General features: G+C 74.7%; 25 protein-coding genes and 1 pseudogene. 13 read left to right on the forward strand and 13 right to left on the reverse strand.

The window, feature by feature from the left end:
- Nucleotides 1-44: 44 nt before the first annotated feature.
- The gene (locus ACGFYH_RS13275; protein ID WP_393803243.1) at nucleotides 45-749 is read right to left on the reverse strand and encodes a TetR/AcrR family transcriptional regulator; all 705 of its coding nucleotides are present in this window, start codon (nucleotides 747-749) and stop codon (nucleotides 45-47) included.
- Nucleotides 750-889: 140 nt separating this feature from the next.
- Here ACGFYH_RS13275 and ACGFYH_RS13280 point away from each other — a divergent pair, with 140 nt between their 5' ends.
- Nucleotides 890-1,453: an NAD(P)H-dependent oxidoreductase gene (locus tag ACGFYH_RS13280; protein WP_393803244.1), complete on the forward strand. Its 564-nt coding sequence runs from the start codon at nucleotides 890-892 to the stop codon at nucleotides 1,451-1,453.
- 58 nt (nucleotides 1,454-1,511) lie between these two features.
- Here ACGFYH_RS13280 and ACGFYH_RS13285 read toward each other — a convergent pair whose 3' ends face one another.
- Nucleotides 1,512-2,417 (reverse strand): LysR family transcriptional regulator, encoded by a 906-nt coding sequence (locus ACGFYH_RS13285; protein ID WP_393803245.1) that lies wholly within the window; start codon nucleotides 2,415-2,417, stop codon nucleotides 1,512-1,514.
- Between the two features lie 141 nt (nucleotides 2,418-2,558).
- Between ACGFYH_RS13285 and ACGFYH_RS13290 the strand changes: the two genes are divergently transcribed.
- Complete coding sequence (locus tag ACGFYH_RS13290; protein ID WP_393803246.1) at nucleotides 2,559-2,762, forward strand: hypothetical protein; 204 nt, start codon at nucleotides 2,559-2,561, stop codon at nucleotides 2,760-2,762.
- Nucleotides 2,763-2,766: 4 nt separating this feature from the next.
- Here ACGFYH_RS13290 and ACGFYH_RS13295 read toward each other — a convergent pair whose 3' ends face one another.
- A complete protein-coding gene (locus ACGFYH_RS13295; RefSeq protein ID WP_393803247.1) occupies nucleotides 2,767-3,474 on the reverse strand; it encodes an SDR family NAD(P)-dependent oxidoreductase in 708 nt (235 codons plus the stop codon).
- Between the two features lie 102 nt (nucleotides 3,475-3,576).
- Here ACGFYH_RS13295 and ACGFYH_RS13300 point away from each other — a divergent pair, with 102 nt between their 5' ends.
- Nucleotides 3,577-4,416, forward strand: coding sequence for a helix-turn-helix transcriptional regulator (locus ACGFYH_RS13300; RefSeq protein WP_393803248.1), 840 nt, complete (start codon nucleotides 3,577-3,579; stop codon nucleotides 4,414-4,416).
- Between the two features lie 3 nt (nucleotides 4,417-4,419).
- Here the strand turns inward: ACGFYH_RS13300 and ACGFYH_RS13305 are convergent.
- A pseudogene (locus ACGFYH_RS13305) lies at nucleotides 4,420-4,617 on the reverse strand (TerC family protein); the annotation flags it as partial.
- Between the two features lie 101 nt (nucleotides 4,618-4,718).
- On the opposite strand from ACGFYH_RS13305, the gene ACGFYH_RS13310 reads away from it, so the two are divergent.
- Entirely contained in the window at nucleotides 4,719-4,988 is a 270-nt protein-coding gene (locus ACGFYH_RS13310) for a hypothetical protein (protein WP_393803343.1), read from the forward strand.
- Here ACGFYH_RS13310 and ACGFYH_RS13315 read toward each other — a convergent pair.
- The 3 genes from ACGFYH_RS13315 to ACGFYH_RS13325 all read right to left on the reverse strand — a co-directional run bounded on the left by ACGFYH_RS13315 (nucleotide 4,885) and on the right by ACGFYH_RS13325 (nucleotide 7,875).
- Entirely contained in the window at nucleotides 4,885-5,229 is a 345-nt protein-coding gene (locus ACGFYH_RS13315) for a DUF6343 family protein (RefSeq protein WP_393803249.1), read from the reverse strand. The two genes, ACGFYH_RS13310 and ACGFYH_RS13315, sit on opposite strands and share 104 nt — an antisense overlap.
- Before the next feature lie 47 nt (nucleotides 5,230-5,276).
- Nucleotides 5,277-5,711 (reverse strand): PPC domain-containing DNA-binding protein, encoded by a 435-nt coding sequence (locus ACGFYH_RS13320; protein WP_393803250.1) that lies wholly within the window; start codon nucleotides 5,709-5,711, stop codon nucleotides 5,277-5,279.
- A gap of 193 nt (nucleotides 5,712-5,904) precedes the next feature.
- Nucleotides 5,905-7,875 carry a BTAD domain-containing putative transcriptional regulator gene (locus tag ACGFYH_RS13325; RefSeq protein ID WP_393803251.1) on the reverse strand — a complete coding sequence of 657 codons (1,971 nt, stop codon included), beginning with the start codon at nucleotides 7,873-7,875 and terminating at the stop codon, nucleotides 5,905-5,907.
- A 143-nt stretch (nucleotides 7,876-8,018) separates the two neighbouring features.
- Here ACGFYH_RS13325 and ACGFYH_RS13330 point away from each other — a divergent pair, with 143 nt between their 5' ends.
- Complete coding sequence (locus ACGFYH_RS13330) at nucleotides 8,019-8,897, forward strand: alpha/beta fold hydrolase (protein WP_393803252.1); 879 nt, start codon at nucleotides 8,019-8,021, stop codon at nucleotides 8,895-8,897.
- A gap of 94 nt (nucleotides 8,898-8,991) precedes the next feature.
- Nucleotides 8,992-10,272, forward strand: a complete 1,281-nt coding sequence (locus ACGFYH_RS13335; RefSeq protein ID WP_393803253.1) for an MFS transporter — start codon at nucleotides 8,992-8,994, stop codon at nucleotides 10,270-10,272.
- Nucleotides 10,273-10,289: 17 nt separating this feature from the next.
- Here the strand turns inward: ACGFYH_RS13335 and ACGFYH_RS13340 are convergent, their stop codons facing one another.
- From ACGFYH_RS13340 to ACGFYH_RS13350, 3 genes are all read right to left on the reverse strand, one after another.
- Nucleotides 10,290-10,442: a hypothetical protein gene (locus ACGFYH_RS13340; protein WP_393803254.1), complete on the reverse strand. Its 153-nt coding sequence runs from the start codon at nucleotides 10,440-10,442 to the stop codon at nucleotides 10,290-10,292.
- 254 nt (nucleotides 10,443-10,696) lie between these two features.
- Nucleotides 10,697-11,119, reverse strand: coding sequence for a PPOX class F420-dependent oxidoreductase (locus ACGFYH_RS13345; RefSeq protein WP_393803255.1), 423 nt, complete (start codon nucleotides 11,117-11,119; stop codon nucleotides 10,697-10,699).
- An 88-nt stretch (nucleotides 11,120-11,207) separates the two neighbouring features.
- A complete protein-coding gene (locus ACGFYH_RS13350) occupies nucleotides 11,208-12,098 on the reverse strand; it encodes an NAD(P)-dependent oxidoreductase (protein ID WP_393803256.1) in 891 nt (296 codons plus the stop codon).
- Nucleotides 12,099-12,284: 186 nt separating this feature from the next.
- Between ACGFYH_RS13350 and ACGFYH_RS13355 the strand changes: the two genes are divergently transcribed.
- Nucleotides 12,285-12,746: a type II toxin-antitoxin system PemK/MazF family toxin gene (locus ACGFYH_RS13355; RefSeq protein WP_393803257.1), complete on the forward strand. Its 462-nt coding sequence runs from the start codon at nucleotides 12,285-12,287 to the stop codon at nucleotides 12,744-12,746.
- Here ACGFYH_RS13355 and ACGFYH_RS13360 read toward each other — a convergent pair.
- Nucleotides 12,731-13,570, reverse strand: a complete 840-nt coding sequence (locus ACGFYH_RS13360) for a TIGR02452 family protein (protein WP_393803258.1) — start codon at nucleotides 13,568-13,570, stop codon at nucleotides 12,731-12,733. The genes ACGFYH_RS13355 and ACGFYH_RS13360 overlap by 16 nt on opposite strands.
- A 286-nt stretch (nucleotides 13,571-13,856) precedes the next feature.
- Between ACGFYH_RS13360 and egtA the strand changes: the two genes are divergently transcribed.
- Genes egtA through egtD form a run of 4 tightly spaced genes read left to right on the forward strand, consistent with a single transcriptional unit; the run spans nucleotide 13,857 to nucleotide 18,293 of the window.
- Nucleotides 13,857-15,158, forward strand: coding sequence for an ergothioneine biosynthesis glutamate--cysteine ligase EgtA (gene egtA, locus ACGFYH_RS13365; RefSeq protein WP_393803259.1), 1,302 nt, complete (start codon nucleotides 13,857-13,859; stop codon nucleotides 15,156-15,158).
- Nucleotides 15,155-16,504, forward strand: coding sequence for an ergothioneine biosynthesis protein EgtB (gene egtB, locus ACGFYH_RS13370; RefSeq protein WP_393803260.1), 1,350 nt, complete (start codon nucleotides 15,155-15,157; stop codon nucleotides 16,502-16,504). The genes egtA and egtB overlap by 4 nt, the downstream gene beginning before the upstream one ends.
- A complete protein-coding gene (gene egtC / locus ACGFYH_RS13375) occupies nucleotides 16,504-17,325 on the forward strand; it encodes an ergothioneine biosynthesis protein EgtC (protein WP_393803261.1) in 822 nt (273 codons plus the stop codon). Before egtB ends, egtC begins: the two co-directional genes overlap by 1 nt.
- Nucleotides 17,322-18,293, forward strand: coding sequence for an L-histidine N(alpha)-methyltransferase (gene egtD / locus ACGFYH_RS13380; protein WP_393803262.1), 972 nt, complete (start codon nucleotides 17,322-17,324; stop codon nucleotides 18,291-18,293). The genes egtC and egtD overlap by 4 nt, the downstream gene beginning before the upstream one ends.
- 13 nt (nucleotides 18,294-18,306) lie before the next feature.
- Here the strand turns inward: egtD and ACGFYH_RS13385 are convergent, their stop codons facing one another.
- Nucleotides 18,307-19,575 carry an extracellular solute-binding protein gene (locus ACGFYH_RS13385; RefSeq protein ID WP_393803263.1) on the reverse strand — a complete coding sequence of 423 codons (1,269 nt, stop codon included), beginning with the start codon at nucleotides 19,573-19,575 and terminating at the stop codon, nucleotides 18,307-18,309.
- A 255-nt stretch (nucleotides 19,576-19,830) separates the two neighbouring features.
- On the opposite strand from ACGFYH_RS13385, the gene ACGFYH_RS13390 reads away from it, so the two are divergent.
- Nucleotides 19,831-20,046: a dodecin gene (locus ACGFYH_RS13390; RefSeq protein WP_393803264.1), complete on the forward strand. Its 216-nt coding sequence runs from the start codon at nucleotides 19,831-19,833 to the stop codon at nucleotides 20,044-20,046.
- A gap of 48 nt (nucleotides 20,047-20,094) precedes the next feature.
- Here ACGFYH_RS13390 and ACGFYH_RS13395 read toward each other — a convergent pair whose 3' ends face one another.
- The gene (locus ACGFYH_RS13395; protein WP_393803265.1) at nucleotides 20,095-20,586 is read right to left on the reverse strand and encodes an HAD family acid phosphatase; all 492 of its coding nucleotides are present in this window, start codon (nucleotides 20,584-20,586) and stop codon (nucleotides 20,095-20,097) included.
- A gap of 124 nt (nucleotides 20,587-20,710) precedes the next feature.
- Between ACGFYH_RS13395 and ACGFYH_RS13400 the strand changes: the two genes are divergently transcribed.
- A complete protein-coding gene (locus tag ACGFYH_RS13400; protein WP_393803266.1) occupies nucleotides 20,711-21,730 on the forward strand; it encodes an LLM class flavin-dependent oxidoreductase in 1,020 nt (339 codons plus the stop codon).
- The last annotated feature ends 71 nt before the right edge of the window (nucleotides 21,731-21,801 follow it).

Raw genomic sequence — 21,801 nt, forward strand, 5'->3', positions numbered from 1 at the left:
CGCGGGGCGACGGGCGGGGGAACGTCCGCCGTCGCGCCCGGAGTTCACACCGTCGGCGCGGTGGCCGGGGGCTCGGTCCCGGTGGCCGGGGGGTCGGTGCGGGTCACCCGCGCGACCAGGTCGAGCCAGCCCGCCCGCACCCGTTCCGGGGGCAGCCCGCACTGTTCGGTGAGGTGGTGGATCAGCGCGGCGTCGAGATACGCCATCAGCGTGTGGGACAGGAGTTCGCTGTCCCCGTCGGGCACCGCCTCCCGCAGCAGCAGGGCGACGTGACCGCGCAGGAAGCGGCGCGGAGCGAAGGTGTGGCGGCGTTCCGGGCTCGGCTCCGCGGCCAGTTGCAGGTCGAGTTCGTCGATGGCGCGGCGCAGCATCGCGCAGCCGAAGGCCCGCAGCCGCTCGACGGGCGGCGCTCCGGGACCCAGGGGCGGCGGACCGCTCAGGAGCGATGCCTGGAACTTCCGCTCGGAGTGGTCGAGGAGCGCCGCGAGCAGCCCGGTGCGGTCGCCGAAGCGCCGGAAGACCGTGCCCTTGCCCACCGAGGCCGCGGCGGCCACCGCCTCCATGGTGAGACCGGCCGCGCCGTGCTCGGCGACCAGCCGCTCGGCGGCCTCCAGCAGCCGGGCGCGGTTGCGCGCGGCGTCGGCGCGCAGACAGCGCTCGTCCTCCTCGATCCCCGTGCCCAGTTGCAGCAACTCGGGCGGACCGGCGGTCTCCTCGGGTTTCGGCAGGGGTGGCAGGGCGGCGGACATGAGGCCAGCGTAAAGCATCGGGAACAAAACTGGACCGCGGTCCGCTTGGGATGTTAGAAATTAAACGGACCTCGGTCCGGATCGTGAAAACGGCAGTGATTCCGCACGCGTCAGCATCTGTTCCAGCAGTGGGAGTACTCATGTCTGTCCGCATCCTTGCGCTCGTCGGCAGCCTTCGCGCCGGTTCGCACAACCGCCAGCTCGCCGAGGCGGCCGTCAGGTTCGCGCCGGAGGGCGCCGAGGTGCAGCTGTTCGAGGGGCTCGCCGACATCCCCTTCTACAACGAGGACATCGACGTGGAGGGCAGCGTCCCGGCCGCCGCCGCGAAGCTGCGCGAGGCCGCCCAGGGCTCGCAGGCCTTCCTGCTCTTCTCGCCCGAGTACAACGGCACCATCCCGGCCGTTCTGAAGAACGCCATCGACTGGCTGTCCCGCCCCTACGGCGTCGGCGCCTTCACCGGCAAGCCCGTCGCCGTGGTCGGCACCGCCTTCGGCCAGTACGGGGGCGTGTGGGCGCAGGACGAGGCCCGCAAGGCCGTGGGCATCGCCGGCGGCAAGGTGATCGAGGACCTCAAGCTGTCCATCCCCGGTTCGGTGACCCGCTTCGCCGAGACCCACCCGGCCGACGACGCCGAGGTCGCCGCGCAGCTGACCGAGGTCGTCGCCCGGCTGCACGGCCACGCGGACGAGTCCGTCGCCGCCTGACCGGCGCAGCGGTACGTGACGGGACCGGAGCTCGGCCGAGCTCCGGTCCCGGCGTGTGTCAGGCCACCGCCGCGGCGGCCAGCACGCGCAGTTCCTCCAGCGCGGCCGCGACCGCCGGACGGCGGTGACCACCGCTGCGGGTGCAGGTCAGCAGCCTGCGGTGCGGCCGGTCGGCGCAGGGCACCCGGACGATGGGCAGCCCGGGGGGCAGCCGGGCCAGCCTGGGCACCAGCGCGACCCCGAGCCCGTGGGCGACCAGGTGCGCGGTGACGTTCCAGTCCAGCGCGTGATGGACCACGTCGGGGGTGAACCCGGCGGCACCGCACGCCGACATCACGTGCGGGCGGCAGGGGCTCCGCGCCACCGGTGCTATCCACGCCTCGTGCGCCACGGCGGCGAGGTCGGCCCCGTCCCGTCCGGCCAGCGGGTGACCCTCGGGGACCACCAGGTCGAACGGGTCGTCCAGGAGCGGCCGCTGGTCGAAGCGCGCGTCGGCCGACGGCGGGTTGGACGGGGTCGTCTCCACCACCGCGAGATCGCTCTCGCCCTCGAAGAGCAGGTCGAAACCCTCCGCCACCTCGACCTCCCGGATCCGCACCGACAGCCGGGGGTGCCGCTCGCGCAGCCGCGCGGCCATCGGAGCCAGCAGGACGGAGACGGCCACCGGGAACCCCGTCACCCGCAGTGGCCCCGCCGGTGCTCCCTCCCCCGCCCGCAGATCCAGTTCTGCCTCGTCCCAGCGGGCCTCGATCGCGTCGGCGTGCGCGAGCAGGCTTTCGGCGGCCGGGGTGAGCCGGACGCCGCGCCCCTGCGGTTCCAGCAGATCGACGCCCAGGTCCCGGGCGAGCTGCCGGATCTGCTGGGAGGCGGCCGAGGGGGTGAAGTGCAGGGCACGGGCCGCCGCGGTGACGGTGCCGTAGTGGGAGACGGCGCGGAGCACGTGCAGCCTGCGCAGATCAATCATGAAGCGCACGCTTCACGGTGGAGTCCGTAAAGTCAACCTGGACGTGAACGGACCCGTGACCCCACCCTGGCTGTGACGCGACGGTCGACCGAACCGCGCGCACCGGCCTTCCCCCGTATCGCCGAGCCACGAGGAGTCGCCATGCCCAGCACGACCGGTGTCGTCTGCCCGCACTGCGGGTGGCCCGACGGTGCCGACCCCTTCCAGGTGGTGTCCGCCCACCCGACCGGAGCCGGCGGCGCCCTGTGGACCCGGTGCGCCTGCGGTTCGCTCCAGGCCCGCGTCGTCGACGGCCACGGCACCCGCGTGGTCTCGCGCGGCGGACCCGCCCCGGCGGGCCGCTGACGCGCTACCAGGGCAGCGGACCCGCCGCGTCGACGTAGCTCCCGGTGGGTCCTTCCGGGTCCAGCCGGGCCATCCGGACGATGACCTCGGAGCCCTGGGCGACGGTCTGCGTACCGGTGTTGCCGTTCAGGTCGGTCGAGGTGAAGCCGGGCTCAACCGCGTTGATCCGCATCCCGGGGAACGCCTTCGCGTACTGCACGGTCAGCGCGTTGACCGCGGTCTTCGACGCCGGGTAGGCGAGGCCCGGGTAGCCGTAGCCCGGGGTTTCCGGCGAGGTCAGTCCGGTCAGCGAGGCCAGGCCGCTGCTGACGTTGACCACGACGGGCGCGGCGGAGCGGCGCAGCAGCGGCAGAAAGGCGTGGGTCACGCGTACCAGGCCGAAGACGTTGGTCTCGAAGACGGTGCGCAGCAGGTCGGCGGTCGTGCCGTCCGCGCCGGTCACGGTGTTGTGCTCACCGCGCTGTTCGATGCCGGCGTTGTTGACCAGCACATCGAGGCCGCCGTCGGCGGCCACGGTCCGCACGGCGGCGGCGACGGAGGCGTCGTCGGTGACGTCGAGGACGAGGGGCCGCGCGCCCAGTTCCCCGGCGGCCCGGCGGCCGCGTTCGGCGTCGCGGGCGGCGGCGTAGACGGTGTGGCCGGCGGCGACGAGGCGGCGGGCCGTCTCGAAGCCGAGGCCCTTGTTGGCTCCGGTGATCAGTGTGGTCGTCATGGAACCCAGCCTGCGGCGCGGCGGCGCGAGCAGCCAGGGTCCCGTCTTCCCGGGACCAGGGGTACCAGGAAGACGGGACGCCCGCGGTGTTCACTGGGGGGCATGACGGACACGGAGTTCGGGCGGGCGTTGCGGCTGCGCAGGGACCGGGTCTCTCCCGAGGCGGCCGGGCTGCCCGCGGGTGGGCACCGGCGGGCGGCGGGGCTGCGGCGCGAGGAGCTGGCCCTGCTGGCCGGTATCTCCGTCGACTACGTCACGCGCCTCGAACAGGGCCGGGCGGCCAACCCGTCGGCACAGGTCGTCGAAGCCCTCGTACGCGCGCTGCGGCTGCCCGCCGAGGAGCGCGCGCATCTGTTCCGGCTGGCCGGGCTGGTGCCGCCGGGGCCCGAGACGGTCCCCGCGTACATCCCGCCGAGCGTCCACCGGCTCCTCGACCGCCTGGCCGGCACCCCGGTGGCCGTGTACGACGCCGCGTGGACGCTGCTGCTCGCCAACCCGCCCTACGCGGCGCTGATGGGCGACCCGTCCGGGTGGCACGGTCCGGAGCGCAACGGCGTGTGGCGCAACTTCGTCGGTCCGGGCAGCCGGGTCCGGTACACACCGCGGGCACGCCGCGCCTTCGAGGCGGCACTCGTCTCGGACCTGCGGGCCACCGCCGCCCGCTACCCCGCCGACCGGCGGCTCGGCCGGCTGGTCGCGGAGCTGCGCGCCCGCAGCGAGCGGTTCGCCGAACTGTGGCGGGCGGACGCGGTAGGCCGGCACGAGGCGGCCCGCAAGACCGTGGACCATCCGCGGGCGGGGCCGGTCACCCTGGACTGTGACGTGCTCGGCGTGGCCGGCAGCGATCTGCGGATCATGGTCTACACGGCCGAGCCGGGCACCGAGGACGCCGAGCGGCTCGCCCTGCTCACCGTCCTCGGCACCCAGGAGCCGGCCGAGTAGGCGTCACGCCCGCTCGTCGCGCCTGGTGGCCCACAGGCTCGTCGCCGTGGTGACCGCGAGGACCAGCACGATGAAGCCGAGCGAGAACGGGATGCCGGTCTCGGGCACGTGCGCGCCGGACTCGTGCAGGGCGTGCAGCACCAGCTTGACGCCGATGAAGCCCAGGACGACCGACAGGCCGTAGGACAGGTGGACCAGCTCGTACGGGACCTCACCCGCGCCGAGTGCACGGCCCGGCACCGACTGGCGCGGATCGACCGCTCCCGCGCACCCGCGTGCCGGGTTTCGAGGGGTCGTACGCGGTGCGGAGCGGCACGCACATCGGCGCACGGGAGGGCCGGGTGCTCGGCGACCACCAGCTGACCGGCCACGGCATGCCGGCGGCGCGCGCATTCCCGGACGTGATCGCGCACGGCGCCTGTCCGGTCGGCGTCCACAACCCGCGCGGCCGGGGTCCCGTCGCTCGGCTCAGTACGGGGCGGCGGTGCCGCGTTCGCTTCGCAGCCGGCGGGCCACCACCAGCACGTCGGCCCCCGCCAGCAGGGCGAGCGCTCCGCACACGACGGCGATGACCACGAGCATGCCGCGCCCCGGGCTGCCGCCCGCGCCGGTGCCGGCGGCCCAGACGCCGAAGAACGCGGCTCCCGCGAGGAACAGCGGCAGGAAGACCGCCGAAAGCAGCAGCCTGAGCCGCAGCGCGCTCCGCGCGCGCACCGGTTCGGTGCCGGTGTGCGGGGCGGGGCGGCCGACGGCGCCGGACCGCGCGGGCGGGGCGGGCCGCGTGGACCGCTGCGGACGGCGTCGGTCGCTCATGCCGTTCCTCCTGGCGGGCGGTGGTGCCGGTGTCCGTGCGGACCGGCTCAGCCGAGGTCGATCAGGGCCAGGCCGACGTCGGGACGGTGGGTCTTGGCCAGCTCGGCCGGGCTGTCCCGCACGACGACCTCGAGCGTCGGCGAGACCCGGCCGGACAGCAGGTGGCCACCACGGGTGGAGCCGTCGGAGAGGCCCAGTACGGCGTGCAGGTGCGGGGTCGCCCCGTCGTCGGCGACGGCGATGTCCCCGATGAGGGACAGCACCTCGCACTGCTCCTCCACCGGGATCCGCCGGTAGTCCTTGGCCTGCCGGTCGAACCAGCCGACCACCGCCTGTGAGAAGGCGCCCACGGCGGTCACCTGGGAGGCCCCGAGCGACCGGTCACGGGCGAAGGCGGTGAGTTCGGCGACCGCGTCCTCGCCGGGGTCGAGCACCACCACGTACACCGCGGACGGACCGTCCTGAACCTGCTGCCACTTCATGGGCCGGCGGGTACCCGGCGCGGGCCGGGACAACCCCGGTCGGCGTCCCCCCGGCCGCCCCGCACGGTGACGAGGGGCCGAGGCACCGCGCGACCGTGTCGGAGCGCACGACGGCCACGCCGCCATGCCGCCGGGCCGCGCCGCCATGCCGCCATGCCGCGCCGCCATGCATGTCCGCCATGCCGCGCCGTCCTCACGCCTCCAGTGCCCGGCGGATCGCGTCGAGCCATCCGTCGACCGGCCCGAAGGTGAGCAAGCCGCTGCCCGCACCCGCGAGTTCACCGGACGCGGGCAGCAGCCTCCCGTACGTGCGCCGAAGCGCCGGGCGGTCGCCGAGTTCGAGGGCGACCGCCGCCTCGGCGCAGCACAGGGCCTCGTAGAGGAGGTCGGGCGGCGGTTCGGGAAGGGCCCGCAGGGCGCCTCGGGCCTCGGTGCGACGGCCTTCGGCCAGGAGGGCGAACGGCTCGGCCCAGGGACGGTAGGGCCCCCAGTCCGCCCCCCGGTCGGCCTCCGCCGGGCGGCCGTGGGCCAGGCGCAGGCCGAGCAGGGCGAGCGGCAGGAGTCCGCGTTCCAGGCCCGGCATGCCCGCGCCGTCGAGCCGCTCGGCGGCCGATCGGCAGGCGGCCTCCGCGCTGTCGTGGGAGCTGCCGGATACGGCCTCGCGCAGGGCCAGGTACCACGCGGTGAAGACGGCCACGAGCGGCCGTTCGTGCCTTTCGGCGAGATGCTCGACGGCCCTCGCGTGCTCGTCGGCGGCGGCGAGGTCGGCGAGGGCCGAGCGCGCCTGGAGCCGGATCAGGTGGCCGAGAACCGCGTAGTTGACCAGGCCGTGCCGGGTGCCCAGGGCGACGAGTTCGACGCCGGTCGCGTCGCGGCGCGGGGCCAGTCCGGCGCGGGTGCAGGACTGCATGAAGACGCCGTTGAGGGCGAACGCGAGCAGCGCGGGGTCGTCCAGGCGGCGGGCGATGCGCTCGGCCTCGGCGGCCGCCCGCGGTCCGCGCGGCGTCCGCACACCCCGCGACTCCAGGGCGACGGTGGCGAGCAGACGGCAGCGCGCCGCGTCGGCGGCGGGATCCTCCGGCAGAGCGGCGAGGGTCCGTTCGGCCGCCGCGACGACCCGACCGGCCAGTCCGGGATCGTCGCTGCGGGTCCAGTTGGCGGGCACGTCGTAGGCGCCGATCACCCGCGCCGTCAGTTCCGCGTCGCCCGTCTCCTCCGCCGCCGTGATCGCCGCCATCCGGTGTTCCCGGGCCGCCTCCAGTCCGCCGCCGCCGGTGACCGCGAGGCTCCGCAGCAGGCCGACGGTGGATTCCAGGCGGGCGTGGGCACCGGCGGCGACGGTGCGGTCGTAGGCCTCGGTCGCCCGGACCCACAGCCGGGCCGCCGCCTCCGCCGGCTCGCCGGGCGGGTCCAGCCGCGGATCCTGGGCGAGGATGCCGGCCTCCAGCCGGCGCAGCCGGGGCCCCGGGTCGACGCCCAGCTGTCCGGCCAGCAGGGCACGGGCCCGGCGCAGCACGGCGAGGGCGTCCGCCTGGCGTCCGGTCCGGTACAGGGCGAGGGCGAGCAGCCGCCAGGCCTCCTCGCGCCAGGGATGCCCGGCGAGGTGCGCGTCCAGGTCGGGGACCGCCTCGGCGGCGCGGCCGAGGCCGACGAGCAGCTCCGCCCGGCGTTCGACGGCGCTCAGCCGCAGTTCGGTGAGCCGGGAGCGCTCGCCCCTGGCCCACGCGTCCGCGGCGAACTCGGCGTAGGCGGGGCCCCGCCACTCCTCCAGGGCCGCCCGCAGCCGGCCGGGGGCCTGTGCGGCCGGCAGCCGGTCAGCCTCCGCGACCGCGGCCTCGAAACGCCACGCGTCCACGCCGTCCGGCGCCGCGCGCAGGGCGTACCCCGGGCCCTCCGTGACCAGGAGCCGGGCCGGGGCGCGCGGCGGACGGTCGGGTTCCAGGGCGCGGCGCAGGTCCCCGACGAAGGTGCGCACGGCTCCCACGGCCCGCGGCGGCGGTGCGTCCCACAGGTCTTCGACGAGGCGGGCGACCGGGACGACCCGCCGCCGGGCCAGGACCAGCCGGGCCAGGACGGCGCGGTGCCGGGGGCCCCTGAGGGCGAGCGCATGACCGCCGCGCCCGGCGGTCACCGCTCCGAGCACACCGAACGTGACCGCTTCCATGTTCCGTCCGCTCCGATCCGCCACCGCCCGTGCGATCACCACGGTACGCGTGCCGACCGGTTGCTGATCGGTTGCTGATTCGCGGGCGGCAGGCTCGAGGGCGTCACCGACGTGTTGTGACCAGAGAGAGGCACAGACCAGCCATGGAACCCACCATCCCGGGCTTCACCCACGACCGCGTCACGGTCACCGACGGCATCGGCCTGCACGTGGCCGTCGGCGGCACCGGCAGCCCGGTCGTGCTGCTGCACGGCTTTCCCCAGACCCATCTGATGTGGCGGCACGTCGCCGCCGACCTCGCGGCCGACCACACGGTCATCTGCCCCGACCTGCGCGGCTACGGCGCCAGCGACAAGCCCGCCGACCCGGACGGCACCGTGTACGCCAAGCGGGCCATGGCAGCCGACGTGGTCGCCCTGGCCCGGGAGCTGGGGCACGAGCGCTTCGCGCTGGCCGGTCACGACCGGGGCGCGCTCGTCGCGGTGCGCGCCGGGCTCGACCGTCCCGACGCGGTGACGCATCTGGCCGCGCTGGACGTGCTGCCCACCCTGGACATGTGGGACGTCCTGCACGGTACGACGGCGGCGGTGGGCTTCCACCTGTATCTCATGGCGCAGCCGCCGGGCCTGCCGGAGCAGCTGATCGGTGCCGCGCCGGACGCGTTCTTCGGTCACTTCCTGGATCTCTGGACCCGGGACCCGGACGCCCTGCCCGCCGGTGTACGCGACGCCTACCTCAGGGCGTCCCGGGAGGCGGTGCCCTCGATCGTGGCCGACTACCGGGCCTCGGCCGGTATCGACGTCGAACACGACCGGGCGGACCGGGACAGCGGCAACCGGCTGCGGATGCCGGTGACCGTCCTCCAGCAGGACTGGGGCGCCGCTCTCGGTTACGACGCCGCCGCGCTGTGGCGGGCGTGGGCCCCGGACCTGCGGCACCTGACCGTCGGCTGCGGCCACTTCATGGCGGAGGAGGCGCCGGACGAGGTCGCCGGGGCGCTGCGGAAGCTGCTGACGCGGTAGGGCGTGCGCTGAGGTAACGGCATCCGGCACACAACGGCTGGTTGTACGTGGCGCCCGGCCGGTTGTTTGATCGACCGGGCCCCGGCTCGCTTGGATGGCGGGCGTGACGGAGTCGGGTGCGGTCGAGTCGAGCGTGGTGGGCAGCGGTTCGCTGGGGCGGGGGTTCGGCTGGCTGTGGGCCGCGTACGCGGTCAGCACGTTCGGCACGCGACTCGCCTTCGACGCCTTTCCGTTGATCGCGGTCGTGGTGCTGGACGCCGGGCCGGCCCGGGTGGCGGCGCTCGCGGCGGCCGGTCTCGCGGTGGGCGCGGTGGTGGCCGTGCCCTTGGGACCGTGGGTGGAGTTCCGGCGCAAGCGGCCGGTGATGGTCGCGATGGACCTGGTCCGGTGCGCGGTGCTGCTGAGCGTGCCGCTCGCGTTCGCCCTCGGACGGCTCGGCTTCGCCCAGCTGCTGGTCGTGTCGGTCGTCGTGGCCGCGGCAGACATCACGTTCAGGGCCGCCGCCGGTTCCTGTCTCAAGGCACTGGTGCGGCCGCGGGACCTGCTGACCGCGAACGGCCGGTTCGAGGCGACGGCCTGGACCGCGACCATGCTCGGTCCCCCGGTCGGCGGGGCCGCGGTCGGGTTCTTCGGGCCGGTGGTGACCGTGGCGGTCGACGCCGTCAGCCATCTCCTCTCGGCGCTGGGGATCCGCGCGATCGGGGGCGGGGAGCCGCCCCCGCGCGCGAAGGCGCCCCGGTTGCGGGCGGGCGACCTGCTGGACGGCTGGCGTTACGTGCTCGCCTCCCCGGGTCTGCGCCCGCTGTTCCTCAACACGGTCCTGGTCAACGGACTGATCATGGCGACGGCGCCGCTGCTGGCCGTGCTCATGCTGAGTGAGCTGGGCTTCGCGCCCTGGCAGTACGGTCTCGCGTTCGCGGTGCCGTGCCTCGGCGGTCTGATCGGCTCGCGGCTCGCCCGCCCGCTCGTGGCGCGCTACGGGGAGTACCGGGTGCTGGTCACCAGCGGGACGCTGCGCGTGTGCTGGCCCGTGGGCCTGGCCTTCGTCGGCCCGGGCACCGGGGGGCTGGTCCTGGTGATGGCCGTCGAGTTCGGGCTCATCACCTCCGTGGCCGTGTACAACCCGGTGTACGCCACCCGTCGGCTGGAGTCGACCCCTGCGGACCGGGTGGCGCGCACCCTGTCCGCCTGGACGATCAGCGGCAAGCTGACGACCGCGGCGCTGACCGCGGTGTGGGGCCTGCTGGCTGGCCTGACCGGAACGCGTACGGCGGTCGCGCTCGCGGGGGTGCTGCTGCTGGCGACCCCGCTGCTGCTGCCGCGGCGGGACCGAGCGGCCGGTCCGTCCGCGGCGGGGCCTGCCGGGGACGGGTGACGCCCGCCCGCCGCCCGTCAGGCCCACGGTGACGTGTCCCGGTCCAGGTCCGGGAAGCGCCGTCGGGCCTCGGCGAACAGGACCTGGTGGCCGGTGCCGTGAGCGACCGCGGCGGCGAAGAGGGCGCCGGGCACGGCACGCGGCGGGTCCGCCGGCGTCCGCGTCCGCACGGCCCCGTTCCCCTCACGTCCGGCGCTCTCGAGGCCACCGGTATGCGGAAGGGGGCTGACAACGGTCCGGCGACGGGCCCCGCGGAGGCCGGTCAGCAGGCCCCGGGCACGTCCTCCGTGACGCCGTTCAACGGCGAGGACGGGTCAATGCCTCCACGGGCATCTCCGCGGCACCTCCATGCCTCACCCGGACGGTGACCGGCACGCGATGCCGCGCAGGGATCGTACGCCCGTGCCCGCCCCGTGTCCCCGGCTCAGCCGCTCTGATCGCTGTCCTTCATGGCGCCCCAGCCGTGCCAGCGCTCCACCTCGATCCAGGCGCTGACCCGGGGACGGTCCCGGTTCGGGTACGGGTTGCCCGTGTAGTGCCGGGAGAGACGGTCGATGCCGGCGAGGTCCTCGTCGTCGCGCGTCTCGGCGACGCGGCCGATGAGGGTGACGTGCGTGTACCAGTCGTCGCCCGCCAGGACGGTGAGGGTGACTCGCGGGTCGCGGCGCAGGTGTCGCAGGCGTACGCGCCCGGCGTCGAGGTTGATCAGCACCCGGCCGTCGTCGTCCCACACGTACCAGGTGGGCGTGGAGACGGGGGCACCGTCCGGGCGGAGGGTGGCCATGACGCACGGGTTGGGGCGGCGCAGCAGTTCGACGGCCTCGGGCGGCAGCGGCGGCTTGGACATGCGGACTCCTCTGGGTTGTGGTGCGGGCCGGGACCGGGACCGGTCGCCGGCGTTCCGGTCGCTCGTGCACCCGGTACCCCGGACGGGCTCAGTCGGACGGCCTGTCCTCGAAACTGGCGAAGTAGGCCGCCGCCATGTCCTCGTCGCCGTGCCCCAGGGCCGCGGCCCTGGCCAGGCGTTCCGCACCGGCCGCGGCGAGGTCCAGACGGACGCCGTTCGCCTCGCCGGCCTCGACGATCAGGCGGGCGTCCTTCTCGGCGGTCGTGACCGCGAACTGCGCCGGACTCAGCGCGCCGTCGCGGATCAGGCCGGCCTTGGCGCGCAGATAACCCATGTCGAGCGGGCCGCCTGCGATGGCGTCGAAGAAACCGTCCGGGTCCACGCCCAGCGCCTTGGCGAGCGACAGCACCTCGCCGACCGCGTTGGTGGCGGCGAGGACCCAGCTGTTGGCCACCAGCTTCAGGCGGGTCGCGCTGCCGGCCCCGCCGTCCTCGCCGGTCCACACGGTGCGGGAGCCGACGGCGTCGAACACGGGCGCCACCTTGTCCCGCGCCTGGCTCGGACCCGCCGCCAGCACCAGCAGCCGGCCGGCCTCCGCGGGCTCACGGGTGCCGAGGACGGGGGCGTCGAAGAAGACGAGGCCGTGCTCGTGGGCGAAGGCCGCCAGGTCGGCGACCGCGTCGACGCCCGCGGTGGTCGACTGCGCCCACACGGTGCCGGGACGCAGACCGGGCGCGGCCCGCCGCATCACGTCGAGGGCGGCCGGGCCGTCGTACAGCATCGTGAGGACGACGTCGGCGCCGCGCACGGCGTCGTCCGGGCCGTCGGCGACGTGCGCGCCGTCGGCGGCCAGCGGCTCGGCCTTGTCCCGGCTGCGGTTCCAGGCGCGGACGGTGTGTCCGGCGCGGGCGAGGTTGCGGGCCATCGCGGCACCCATGATGCCGGTGCCCAGGACGCTCACGGTGAGGTGGTCGGTCATGACGTCGCTTTCTGAACTCGTGCCGGCTCGGACGGTCGGTGACCGGGGCCCCGGAGAGCCCGGGGCCTCCGGGGGCGGGAGCGGGGCCCGTCGGTCAGCCTGCCACTGGATCGCGGCCGGCGCCGAACCGGCGCGGGCGAGGCGGGCCCCGCGCGTCCGCGCGGAACCGTCCCGTACGGTACGGCCGTGAGCGCCTTCACCGACGACGTCGACAGCGGCGGGACCGTCCCGGGCCGTTACGGTCCCGCCGCCACCACCGAGGCCGACCCCCGGGAGGTGGGCCAGGTGCGTACCGAGTACTCCCCCGCGCACGACGGCGACCCCGATCCGGGCGAGATCGTCTGGACGTGGGTGCCCTTCGAGGAAGCTGACGGCCGGGGCAAGGACCGGCCGGTGCTCGTCGTGGCCCGGGAGGCGACCGGGACCGTGCTGGCGGTGCGGCTGTCCAGCAAGCGGCACGAGGGGGAGCGGGCGTGGATCGCGATCGGGAGCGGTCCGTGGGACCGCTCCGGGCGCGACTCCTGGGTCGGCGTGGACCGGGTGCTGCGCCTGCACGACGCCGGTATGCGCCGCGAGGCCTGCGCCCTGGACCGGACGCGCTTCGATCTCGTACGGCAGCGGCTGCGGGAGCGCTACGGCTGGCGCTGACCGGGACGCCCCGCGCCCTCGGGGAAGGCGCGGTCGAACGCCTGGCGGACGGTGCCCCCCGGGGTGCGGTCCAGGATGCCGAACGTCACCCGCTCGAAGGCTCCGGCGAACCGTTCCCCGGGCCCGAGCAGCGTCCGGAACGCGCCCGCCACCTGGGCGGGGTCGTTGCGGAACACCCCGCAGCCCCAGGCGCCGAGCACCAGCCGCCGGTAGCCGTGGGCGGCGGCCGTCTCCAGCACCCGCTCGGCGCGCGCGGCGAGGGCGGCGGGCAGTTCGGCGGCGCGCTCCGGGGCCGTGCGCAGCACCACCCCGGCGTTCGGCGCGGCGCAGGTGAGGAAACCGGCCGTGTACGGCTCGTCCAGCAGGCGTCCGCGGTCGTCACGGAAGACGGGGACGGCGGGCGAGTGGATGACGCGGTCCGTGTAGAACGGGTCGCGGTGGGCGCGGTGGTGGTCGTAGAACTCGCGGGCCCGCAGCAGGCAGGTGTAGAGGGCGGAGGCCCGGCACAGCGCCTCCTCCTGCGCCTGGGCGCCGTCGAGGTAGCCGCCGCCCGGGTTGCGCGCGGAGGCGAAGTTGAGCACGGCGGCCCCGCCGCCGAGCCGCCGGGCGGCCTCCAGGCTGCTCTCTCCGGTGACCTCGAAGACCGTCCGCACCGGGGCGAACGGAGGCGGCTGGACGGGCCCCGGGCCGTACATGCGCGTGCCGTCCGCGGCCGCCTCGGCCGCCGCCGCGACGGACACCTCGCGGCCGTCGGGCGTGCGGTAGGACCCGGCCGCGACGATCTGCTCGGTCCGCTGTGCGATGTCCCGCAGGCGCGCGCTCATGGCGCCGCCCCCGTGGACGCCATGACCGCGCGTCGCGTGGTCTTCCCCGTCGTGCTCATGCAGGAATCCTGGGTGATGCTGGAGAGGTGGTGCAACGGAGTTCCCGGACCGGCGAACGACGGGGAAAGCCCCCGGAAACCAGCCGATCGCGGAGATTACCGAGCGGGAACGTCCCGATATGCACCCTTGTGCGGAGCCGCATGAGGGTCTTGGGTAGGACGAGCGTGCCGACCCGGCCCACCGCAGACGGGCCGGCGGCATGGTGGAATCTCAGGAGGATCCCGACATGTCAGATCCGGTTGGTGGCTGTGTCCGGCCACGTACCGCCGTCAGTGAGGCCGAGGTCGAGGCGCTGGTCCACGGCATCTGCTTCAAGACCGGCCCGCCGAGGCTCCTCGGCGTCGAGGTGGAATGGCTCGTCCACGAGTCGCGCGCGCCGCGGCTCCCCGTATCACCCGAACGGCTCCGGGCGGTCTACACCGCGCTGCGGGCCGTGCCCCTGAGGTCGGCGCTGACCGTGGAACCCGGCGGCCAGCTGGAGCTGAGTTCGCTTCCCGCCACCTCGCTGACGGAGTGCGTCCGCTCCGTCTCCGCCGACCTCGACGCCGTCCGCGCGGTACTGCGCGAGGACGGTCTCGCCCTGGTCGGCCTCGGCCATGATCCCTGGCACGCGCCGCGCCGCTATCTGCGGCAGCCGCGCTACGACGCCATGGAGGCCTGTCTCGACCGCACGGGCCCCGGCGGCCGCTTCATGATGTGCGCCTCCGCCTCCGTGCAGGTGTGCGTGGACGCCGGGCACGAGGAGCCGGGGCCGCTGGGTCACGTACGCCGGTGGTGGCTGGCCCATCATCTGGGCGCGGTGCTGCTGGCCGCGTTCGCCAACTCCCCGCTGTCCGGCGGCCGGCCCACCGGCTGGCGGTCCACCCGGCAGCTGCGGTGGACGCAGATCGGCCCCGGCCGGGCGGGCGGTCCCCCGCTGGACAGCGACCCGCGCGGCACCTGGGCGCGGCACGTCCTGGACGCACCGGTGATGTGCGTACGCCGCGACGGCGGCCCCTGGGACGTACCGGAGGGCCTGACCCTGCGGGAGTGGACCCGCGGGCTGGTGCCGAGGCCGCCGACCCGGGAGGATCTCGACTACCACCTCACCACGCTCTTCCCGCCGGTCCGTCCGCGCGGCCATCTGGAGCTGCGCATGATCGACGCGCAGCCCGGGGACGACGGCTGGATCGTGCCGCTGGCGGTGACCGCCGCGCTGTTCGACGATGCGGAGGCCACCGAGACCGCCTACCGGGCAGTGAAGCCCCTGGCCGAGCGCACGCTCGGCCTGCCCGCGCCGCACAACCCGCTCTACGAGGACGCGGCCCGTGACGCGCTGACCGATCCCGAGCTGCGGGAGGCGGCCGTCACGTGTTTCACCGCGGCGCTCGCCGCGCTGCCCCGGCTCGGCGCCGCGGCCGAGGTCACGGACGCCGTCGCCGTGTACCTGGAGCGCTACGTCCGCCGCGGCCGCTGCCCCGCCGACGATCTGCTGGACATGCCGGACGGCGCCGGCCGCGGCCCGCACGGGAGGGAGACCCGCTCATGACCGACCCCACCGACAACACCGCCACCGCCGGCGAAGGGGCCGCGGACGCCGAGAGGCTGCGTGAGCGGGCCCTGGCCACCCTCGTCGCGGCCCGGGCCCGCACCACGCTGCTGACCAGCTGTGTCGAGGGCCCCGACCTGACCGCCCAGGTGTCGCCGCTGATGTCCCCGCTGGTGTGGGACCTGGCCCACATCGGCAACCAGGAGGAGCAGTGGCTGCTGCGCGCGGTCGCCGGGCAGGAGGCGATGCGTCCGGAGATCGACAGTCTGTATGACGCCTTCGAGCACCCCCGCTCCGAGCGGCCGAGCCTGCCGCTGCTGGCGCCGGCCGAGGCCCGCCGGTACGCGGCGGAGGTGCGTGGACGGGCCCTGGACGTGCTGGAGAGCACCGCGTTCGGCGGGACACGGCTGACGGAGGCGGGCTTCGCCTTCGGAATGATCGCCCAGCACGAGCAGCAGCACGACGAGACCATGCTGATCACGCATCAGCTCCGCGGGGGGCCGCAGGCCCTGACCGCGCCCGACCCCGAGCCCGTGCCCCTGTTCACCGGCCCGGCGGAAGTCCTGGTGCCGGGCGGGGCGTTCACGATGGGCACGTCGGCCGAGCCGTGGGCGCTGGACAACGAACGCCCCGCGCACCGGCGCGAGGTGGCGCCGTTCCACATCGACACCACCCCGGTGACCAACGGCGCGTACCAGGCGTTCATCGACGACGGCGGCTACGACGACCCCCGCTGGTGGGCCCCCGGGGGCTTCGACCACATCCGCCGGCACTCCATCACCGCGCCGCTGTTCTGGCGCCGGGACGGCGGGCAGTGGCTGCGGCGCCGTTTCGGGGTCACCGAGGCGGTGCCCGCCGACGAGCCGGTGCTGCACGTGTGCTGGTACGAGGCCGACGCGTACGCCCGCTGGGCCGGGCGGCGGCTGCCCACCGAGGCCGAGTGGGAGAAGGCCGCACGCCACGACCCGGCCGGCGACCGCACCACCCGCTATCCGTGGGGTGACGCGGACCCGGGCCCGGAGCACGCCAACCTCGGCCAGCGCCACCTGCGCCCCGCGCCCGCGGGCAGCTACCCGGCAGGCCAGTCACCGCTCGGCGTACGGCAGTTGATCGGCGACGTCTGGGAGTGGACGTCCAGCGACTTCACCCCCTACCCCGGCTTCCGCCCGTTCCCCTACAAGGAGTACTCGGAGGTCTTCTTCGGCCCCGAGTACAAGGTGCTGCGCGGTGGTTCCTTCGCCGTGGACGCGGTGGCCTGCCGGGGCACGTTCCGCAACTGGGACTACCCGGTCCGGCGGCAGATCTTCTCCGGGTTCCGCACCGCCCGGTCGGCGGAGGCCGCCTGATGTGCCGTCACCTGGCCTACGTGGGCCCGGCGGAGCCGCTCGGCGGACTCCTCGTCGCACCGCGGCACGGTCTGTACCGCCAGTCGTGGGCGCCCCGGCACCAGCGGCACGGCACGGTCAACGCCGACGGGTTCGGCGTGGGCTGGTACGCCGACGGTGACCCGGTCCCGGCCCGCTACCGCCGCGCGGGGCCGATCTGGGCGGACCAGTCCTTCGCCGACCTGGCCCGGGTGGTGCGCGCCGGCGCGCTGCTCGCCGCCGTACGGGACGCCACCCTGTCGGGCGCCGACGCGGAGGCCGCGGCCGCGCCGTTCGCCGCGGGGGCCTGGCTGTTCAGCCACAACGGCGCCGTGACCGGCTGGCCGGAGTCCCTCGCGCCGGTGGCCGCGACCCTGCCGTCCGGGCAGTTGCTGTCGCTGGAGGCCCGCAACGACTCGGCACTCCTGTGGGCGCTCGTGCTGGCCCGGCTGCGTGCCGGGGACGACGAGGGCCGGGCGCTCGCCGAGACGGTGCTGGAGGTCGCCGCGGCGGCCCCCGCCTCCCGGCTCAACCTGCTCCTCACCAGCGGCGACACCATCACCGCGACCACCTGGGGCGACACCCTGTGGTACCTGTCCCGTCCGCGCGGCGGCACGGTCGTCGCTTCGGAGCCCTACGACGACGACCCGCACTGGCAGGAGGTCCCCGACCGCACCCTGCTCACCGCCAGCCGCACCGACACGCAGCTCACTCCGCTCAAGGACCCGGGCGAGAGCACCGCCGCCCTGGGGACCGGTCCGACCGACGCTTTCGTCACTCCTCCGAAGGAGCCCCGCCCGTGAGCCAGTTCCGTCTGACCCGGACGCTGCCCGAGGACGCCACGGACGCCGCCCTGCGCGCCGACGTCCTGGCGGGCCTGACCAGCATGCCCAAGTGGCTGCCGCCGAAGTGGTTCTACGACGCGCGGGGCAGCGAGCTGTTCGAGGCGATCACCGCGCTGCCGGAGTACTACCCGACCCGGGCCGAGCGGGAGATCCTCGTCGACCGGGCCGGTGAGATCGCCGCGGCGACCGGTGCCCGGACCCTGGTGGAGCTGGGCTCCGGTTCCTCGGAGAAGACGCGCGTCCTGCTCGACGCGCTGACGGGGCAGACCGGGCTGCGCGAGTATGTGCCGGTCGACGTCAGCGAGAGCGCGCTGACCCAGGCCGGGCAGGCGCTCGTCGCCGAACGTCCCGGCCTCCGGGTGCACGCGCTGATCGCCGACTTCACCGCAGGACTGACACTGCCCGACACGCCGGGTCCCCGGCTGATGGCGTTCCTCGGCGGCACCGTCGGCAATCTGCTGCCCGAGGAGCGCGCCGCGTTCCTGACCACCGTCCGCGCCCTGCTCTCCCCGGGCGACGCCCTGCTGCTGGGCACGGACCTGGTCAAGGACGAGGGGGTGCTGGTCCGGGCGTACGACGACGCGGCCGGGGTGACGGCCGCGTTCAACAAGAACGTGCTGTCCGTGATGAACCGGGAACTGGAGGCCGACTTCGTGCCCGCGGCCTTCGAGCACGTGGCGCTGTGGAACCCCGAGCGGGAGTGGGTCGAGATGCGGCTGCGCTCGCGCACCGCGCAGACGGTGAAGGTCCAGGCGCTCGACCTGGCCGTGGACTTCGCGGACGGGGAGGAGTTGCGCACCGAGGTGTCCGCGAAGTTCCGGCGGGAGCGTGTGCGGGCCGAACTGGACGCGGCCGGACTGGACCTGGCCCACTGGTGGACGGACGGCGAGGGCCGTTTCGCGCTGTCCCTGAGCGTGGTGCGCTGATCCGTGCCACGGGTCAGCGGGCGTTGACGTCCAGCAGTTCGGTGACGCGGTCGGAGGCCTTGCGGGCCTCCGGCTCCGCGTCCGCACCGGTGAGCACCTTCGTCATGTACTCCTTGATCGGGTTGTCCGCCTCGACCGCGCCCCACCGGGGCGTACCGGGGGTCGCCCGGCCCTGTGCGGCACCGGCCGCCATGGCGGCGACCCCCTCCTCGCCGGAGACGGCCTCGGCGAGCGACTTCTTGTTGGGCACGTAGTTCATGGTGCGGGCCAGGTCGGTGTTCCACTTGGTGCCCACGAGCGCCTCGACCACGGCGAGGGCACCGTCCTGCTGGTCGGTGTTCCTCGGGACGACGAGGTCCGAGCCGCCGGTGAAGACGGCGCCGGGTCTGCCCGCGCTCTTGCCGGGGACGGGGAAGAAGCCCAGTTCGCCCTTGAGTTCGGGGTTCTCGCGCACGATGGACTGGGCCAGGCCCGGTACCGCGACGATCTGCGCCACCCGTCCCTCGGCGAACACCCCGGACTGCGGCGGGTGTTCCTCGTCGGCGTCGACCGGGCCGTCGCCCAGGGCCTGCAGTTCGCGGTAGAAGTCCATGCCGCGCAGGGCCGCCTCGGAGTCCAGGGCGCCCGTCCAGGTACCGCCCTCACCCTCCTGGACGGCCAGTTCGCCGCCCTCGTCCCAGATGAAGCCGGAGAGGGTGTACCAGTCCTGTCCGGCCAGGTAGATGCCCTGGTCGCCGCCCTTGTCGAGCTTCTCCGTGGCGGTGAGCCATTCCTCGCGGGTGCGGGGCGGCTCGGTGATCCCGGCCTGTTCGAAGAGGTCCTTGCGGTAGATGACGACACGGTTGGCGGCGTACCAGGGGATGCCGAACTGCTGGGACAGCCACTGCCCGGGTTCGGCGAGCCCCGGCAGCCAGTCGCGGATGCCCCAGTCGCGCATCGACTCCAGGGTCAGGTCCTGCAGCCGGCCGCCCTCCGCGTACTGCGGAACCTGGGTGTTGCCGACCTCGACGACGTCGGGCCCGTCCGTGCCGTCGGCCCTCAGCGCGGCCTGCACCTTGTCGCCGATTCCGGTCCACTCCTGGATCCGGATGTCCAGGTCGAGGTGGGAGTGGTCGCGCTCGAAGCCCTCGGTGAACCGCTTCAGGAAGTCCTGCGAGGCGCTGTCCTTCATCAGCCACACGGTGACGGTGCGCCGCTCGCTCCCGCCGTCCTGCGAGACCAGGCCGCAGCCGCTGAGCACGGAGGCGGACACACAGACAAGGGCGAGGAGGCGACGTCTCACGGGGGGGTCCTTCTGTCTGACGGACAGGGGGCGGAGGCGGACAGGAGTGCCCTGCGCACGCGAAGGGAGACCCGACGTGGGGGACGAGACCGAAGCTCGAACGGGTGTATGGGATTTTGGTATGTACCAATGAGAAGGTCAAGGGGGTGGCAGACGGTCGCACCCCGTCGGGCCGATCCCTCGCGCTCCGTCCCGACTTGGGGCACGGTGGAGTGACGCACGGCACACCGCTGCCCCGCGGAAGGGAGCCCCCGCATGTCGAACCACACCTACCGGGTCACCGAGGTCGTCGGCACCTCGCCCGACGGCGTCGACCAGGCCGTCCGCAACGCCGTCACCCGTGCCTCGCACACCCTGCGCAACCTGGACTGGTTCGAGGTGACCCAGGTGCGAGGACAGATCGAGGAGGGGCAGGTCGCGCACTGGCAGGTCGGCCTGAAGCTCGGCTTCCGCCTGGAGGAGTCGGACTGACGCCCCCGGTCGGCTCCGCGTCCGGGTCACCCGGACGGTCTGGGTGCGTCAGGTGCGGCCCTCGCGTTCCTGCGCCACGCGCAGTTCGGCCGACCGGGCCGCCCAGCGTGCCCGGAGGACGGTGAATCCGGCCCGTTCGGCGTCGTCGCAGACCAGCTCGTCGTCGTCCACCAGCACCCGGACCTCGCGGGTCCGCGCGAGCCGCCGCAGGACCTCCGGCTTGGTGCGGCGGGCGGGCCGGCGGTCGGCGTCGCCGCGCATGTGCACGGTCCCCTCCGGCAGGCCGTGCGCGGCCAGCCAGTCGAGCGTGTCGCGCCTGCAGCGCTCGGGCCGTCCGGTCAGATACACGATCTCGCACTCCCGCGCAGCGGCCCGCACCAGCTCGACGCCCTCGGCGAGCGGCGGATCGTGCGGCGCGGCGGCGAAGAAGGCGTCCCAGTCGCGCGGCCGTCGCTCCAGGAAGCGCTGGCGGTGCGCGGTGTCGGCGAGGGTGTTGTCCAGGTCGAACACGGCGACCGGGGGCTTGCTGCTGTCGCTCACCCGCCCACCCTAGGTCCTGTCGTCAAACTCCCGTCCGCCCTCCGGGCGACGACGCGAGTTCGACGGCAAGGACTCTGAGCGGGGGTGCCGGGAATCTGTGCGGCGTGTGGGCGTTGAACACCGTGTGACCTCAGCGATCGCCACCACCCGCTTCTCCGTCCTCGACCGCTCCCGCATCCGGACCGGCCGCACCGCCGGGGAGGCGCTGCGCGACACGGTGGAGCTGGCGCGGGAGGTGGAGCGGCTCGGCTACCACCGGTTCTGGGTGGCGGAACACCACGGGGTGCCCGGCGTGGCCGGGTCGGCACCGACCGTGCTGGCGGCCGCCGTGGCCGGTGCCACCAGCCGCATCCGCGTGGGCACCGGGGGCGTGATGCTGCCCAACCACCGGCCGCTGGTCGTCGCCGAGCAGTTCGGTGTGCTGGAGTCGCTCTTCCCCGGCCGGATCGACATGGGGCTCGGCCGCTCGGTGGGCTTCACCGACGGCGTGCGCAGGGCCCTGGGCCGGGACAAGGACGACGCCGACGACTTCGACACCCAACTGGCCGAGCTGCTCGGCTGGTTCCGGGGCACCTCGCCCACGGGTGCGCACGCGCGCCCCGCGGAGGGGCTGGCCGTCCCGCCGTTCGTCCTGGCCATGGGCGAGGGCGCGGACGTCGCCGCCCGCGCGGGCCTGCCGATGGTCATCGGGGACCTGCGCGACCGGGACCGGATGCGCCGCGGCATCGACCGCTACCGCGCCGGGTTCCGCCCCTCCGGGTGGAGCGCGGAGCCGTACGTCGTCGTCTCCGGCACCGTCGCGGTGGCCGGTACGCCCGAGGCGGCCCGGCGGCTCCTCGTCCCGGAGGCGTGGTCCATGGCCCACGCACGCACGCGCGGTTCCTTTCCGCCCCTGCCACCGGCCGGGGAGGTCGAGGCCCGGACGATGACCGCCAGGGAACGCGGACTGTACGAAGCCGGTCTCGCCGGCCACGTCGCCGGCACCGGGGAACAGGTCGCCGACGAGCTGGAGAGGCTCGTGAGGGAGACGGCCGCGCAGGAGGTCCTCGTCACCACCAGCACCTACGACCGCGCGGCGCTGCTGGACTCCTACCGGCGGCTCGCCCGCGTCACCGGCACCGGGGCGTCCGTCTCCGCGGCGTAGAATCACGGGGTTTGTCCTCCTCCCCCACCCCCGGCCGCGGCCGGGGGCCGAAGACCGTACGGAGTTCCCCG

It is taken from the genome of Streptomyces sp. NPDC048392, assembly GCF_043200575.1.
Lineage (GTDB): Bacteria > Actinomycetota > Actinomycetes > Streptomycetales > Streptomycetaceae > Streptomyces.

Coding starts and splice junctions, on each gene's coding strand:
- ACGFYH_RS13390 (WP_393803264.1), top strand. CDS start 19,831: ATGTCGAACCACACCTACCGGGTCACCGAGGTCGTCGGCACCTCGCCC.
- ACGFYH_RS13325 (WP_393803251.1), bottom strand. CDS start 7,875: ATGGAAGCGGTCACGTTCGGTGTGCTCGGAGCGGTGACCGCCGGGCGC.
- ACGFYH_RS13320 (WP_393803250.1), bottom strand. CDS start 5,711: ATGAAGTGGCAGCAGGTTCAGGACGGTCCGTCCGCGGTGTACGTGGTG.
- ACGFYH_RS13300 (WP_393803248.1), top strand. CDS start 3,577: ATGACGGACACGGAGTTCGGGCGGGCGTTGCGGCTGCGCAGGGACCGG.
- ACGFYH_RS13345 (WP_393803255.1), bottom strand. CDS start 11,119: ATGTCCAAGCCGCCGCTGCCGCCCGAGGCCGTCGAACTGCTGCGCCGC.
- ACGFYH_RS13330 (WP_393803252.1), top strand. CDS start 8,019: ATGGAACCCACCATCCCGGGCTTCACCCACGACCGCGTCACGGTCACC.
- ACGFYH_RS13360 (WP_393803258.1), bottom strand. CDS start 13,570: ATGAGCGCGCGCCTGCGGGACATCGCACAGCGGACCGAGCAGATCGTC.
- ACGFYH_RS13280 (WP_393803244.1), top strand. CDS start 890: ATGTCTGTCCGCATCCTTGCGCTCGTCGGCAGCCTTCGCGCCGGTTCG.
- ACGFYH_RS13285 (WP_393803245.1), bottom strand. CDS start 2,417: ATGATTGATCTGCGCAGGCTGCACGTGCTCCGCGCCGTCTCCCACTAC.
- ACGFYH_RS13315 (WP_393803249.1), bottom strand. CDS start 5,229: ATGAGCGACCGACGCCGTCCGCAGCGGTCCACGCGGCCCGCCCCGCCC.
- egtA (WP_393803259.1), top strand. CDS start 13,857: ATGTCAGATCCGGTTGGTGGCTGTGTCCGGCCACGTACCGCCGTCAGT.
- ACGFYH_RS13335 (WP_393803253.1), top strand. CDS start 8,992: ATGGCGGGCGTGACGGAGTCGGGTGCGGTCGAGTCGAGCGTGGTGGGC.
- ACGFYH_RS13275 (WP_393803243.1), bottom strand. CDS start 749: ATGTCCGCCGCCCTGCCACCCCTGCCGAAACCCGAGGAGACCGCCGGT.
- ACGFYH_RS13295 (WP_393803247.1), bottom strand. CDS start 3,474: ATGACGACCACACTGATCACCGGAGCCAACAAGGGCCTCGGCTTCGAG.
- egtC (WP_393803261.1), top strand. CDS start 16,504: ATGTGCCGTCACCTGGCCTACGTGGGCCCGGCGGAGCCGCTCGGCGGA.
- ACGFYH_RS13290 (WP_393803246.1), top strand. CDS start 2,559: ATGCCCAGCACGACCGGTGTCGTCTGCCCGCACTGCGGGTGGCCCGAC.
- egtB (WP_393803260.1), top strand. CDS start 15,155: ATGACCGACCCCACCGACAACACCGCCACCGCCGGCGAAGGGGCCGCG.
- ACGFYH_RS13350 (WP_393803256.1), bottom strand. CDS start 12,098: ATGACCGACCACCTCACCGTGAGCGTCCTGGGCACCGGCATCATGGGT.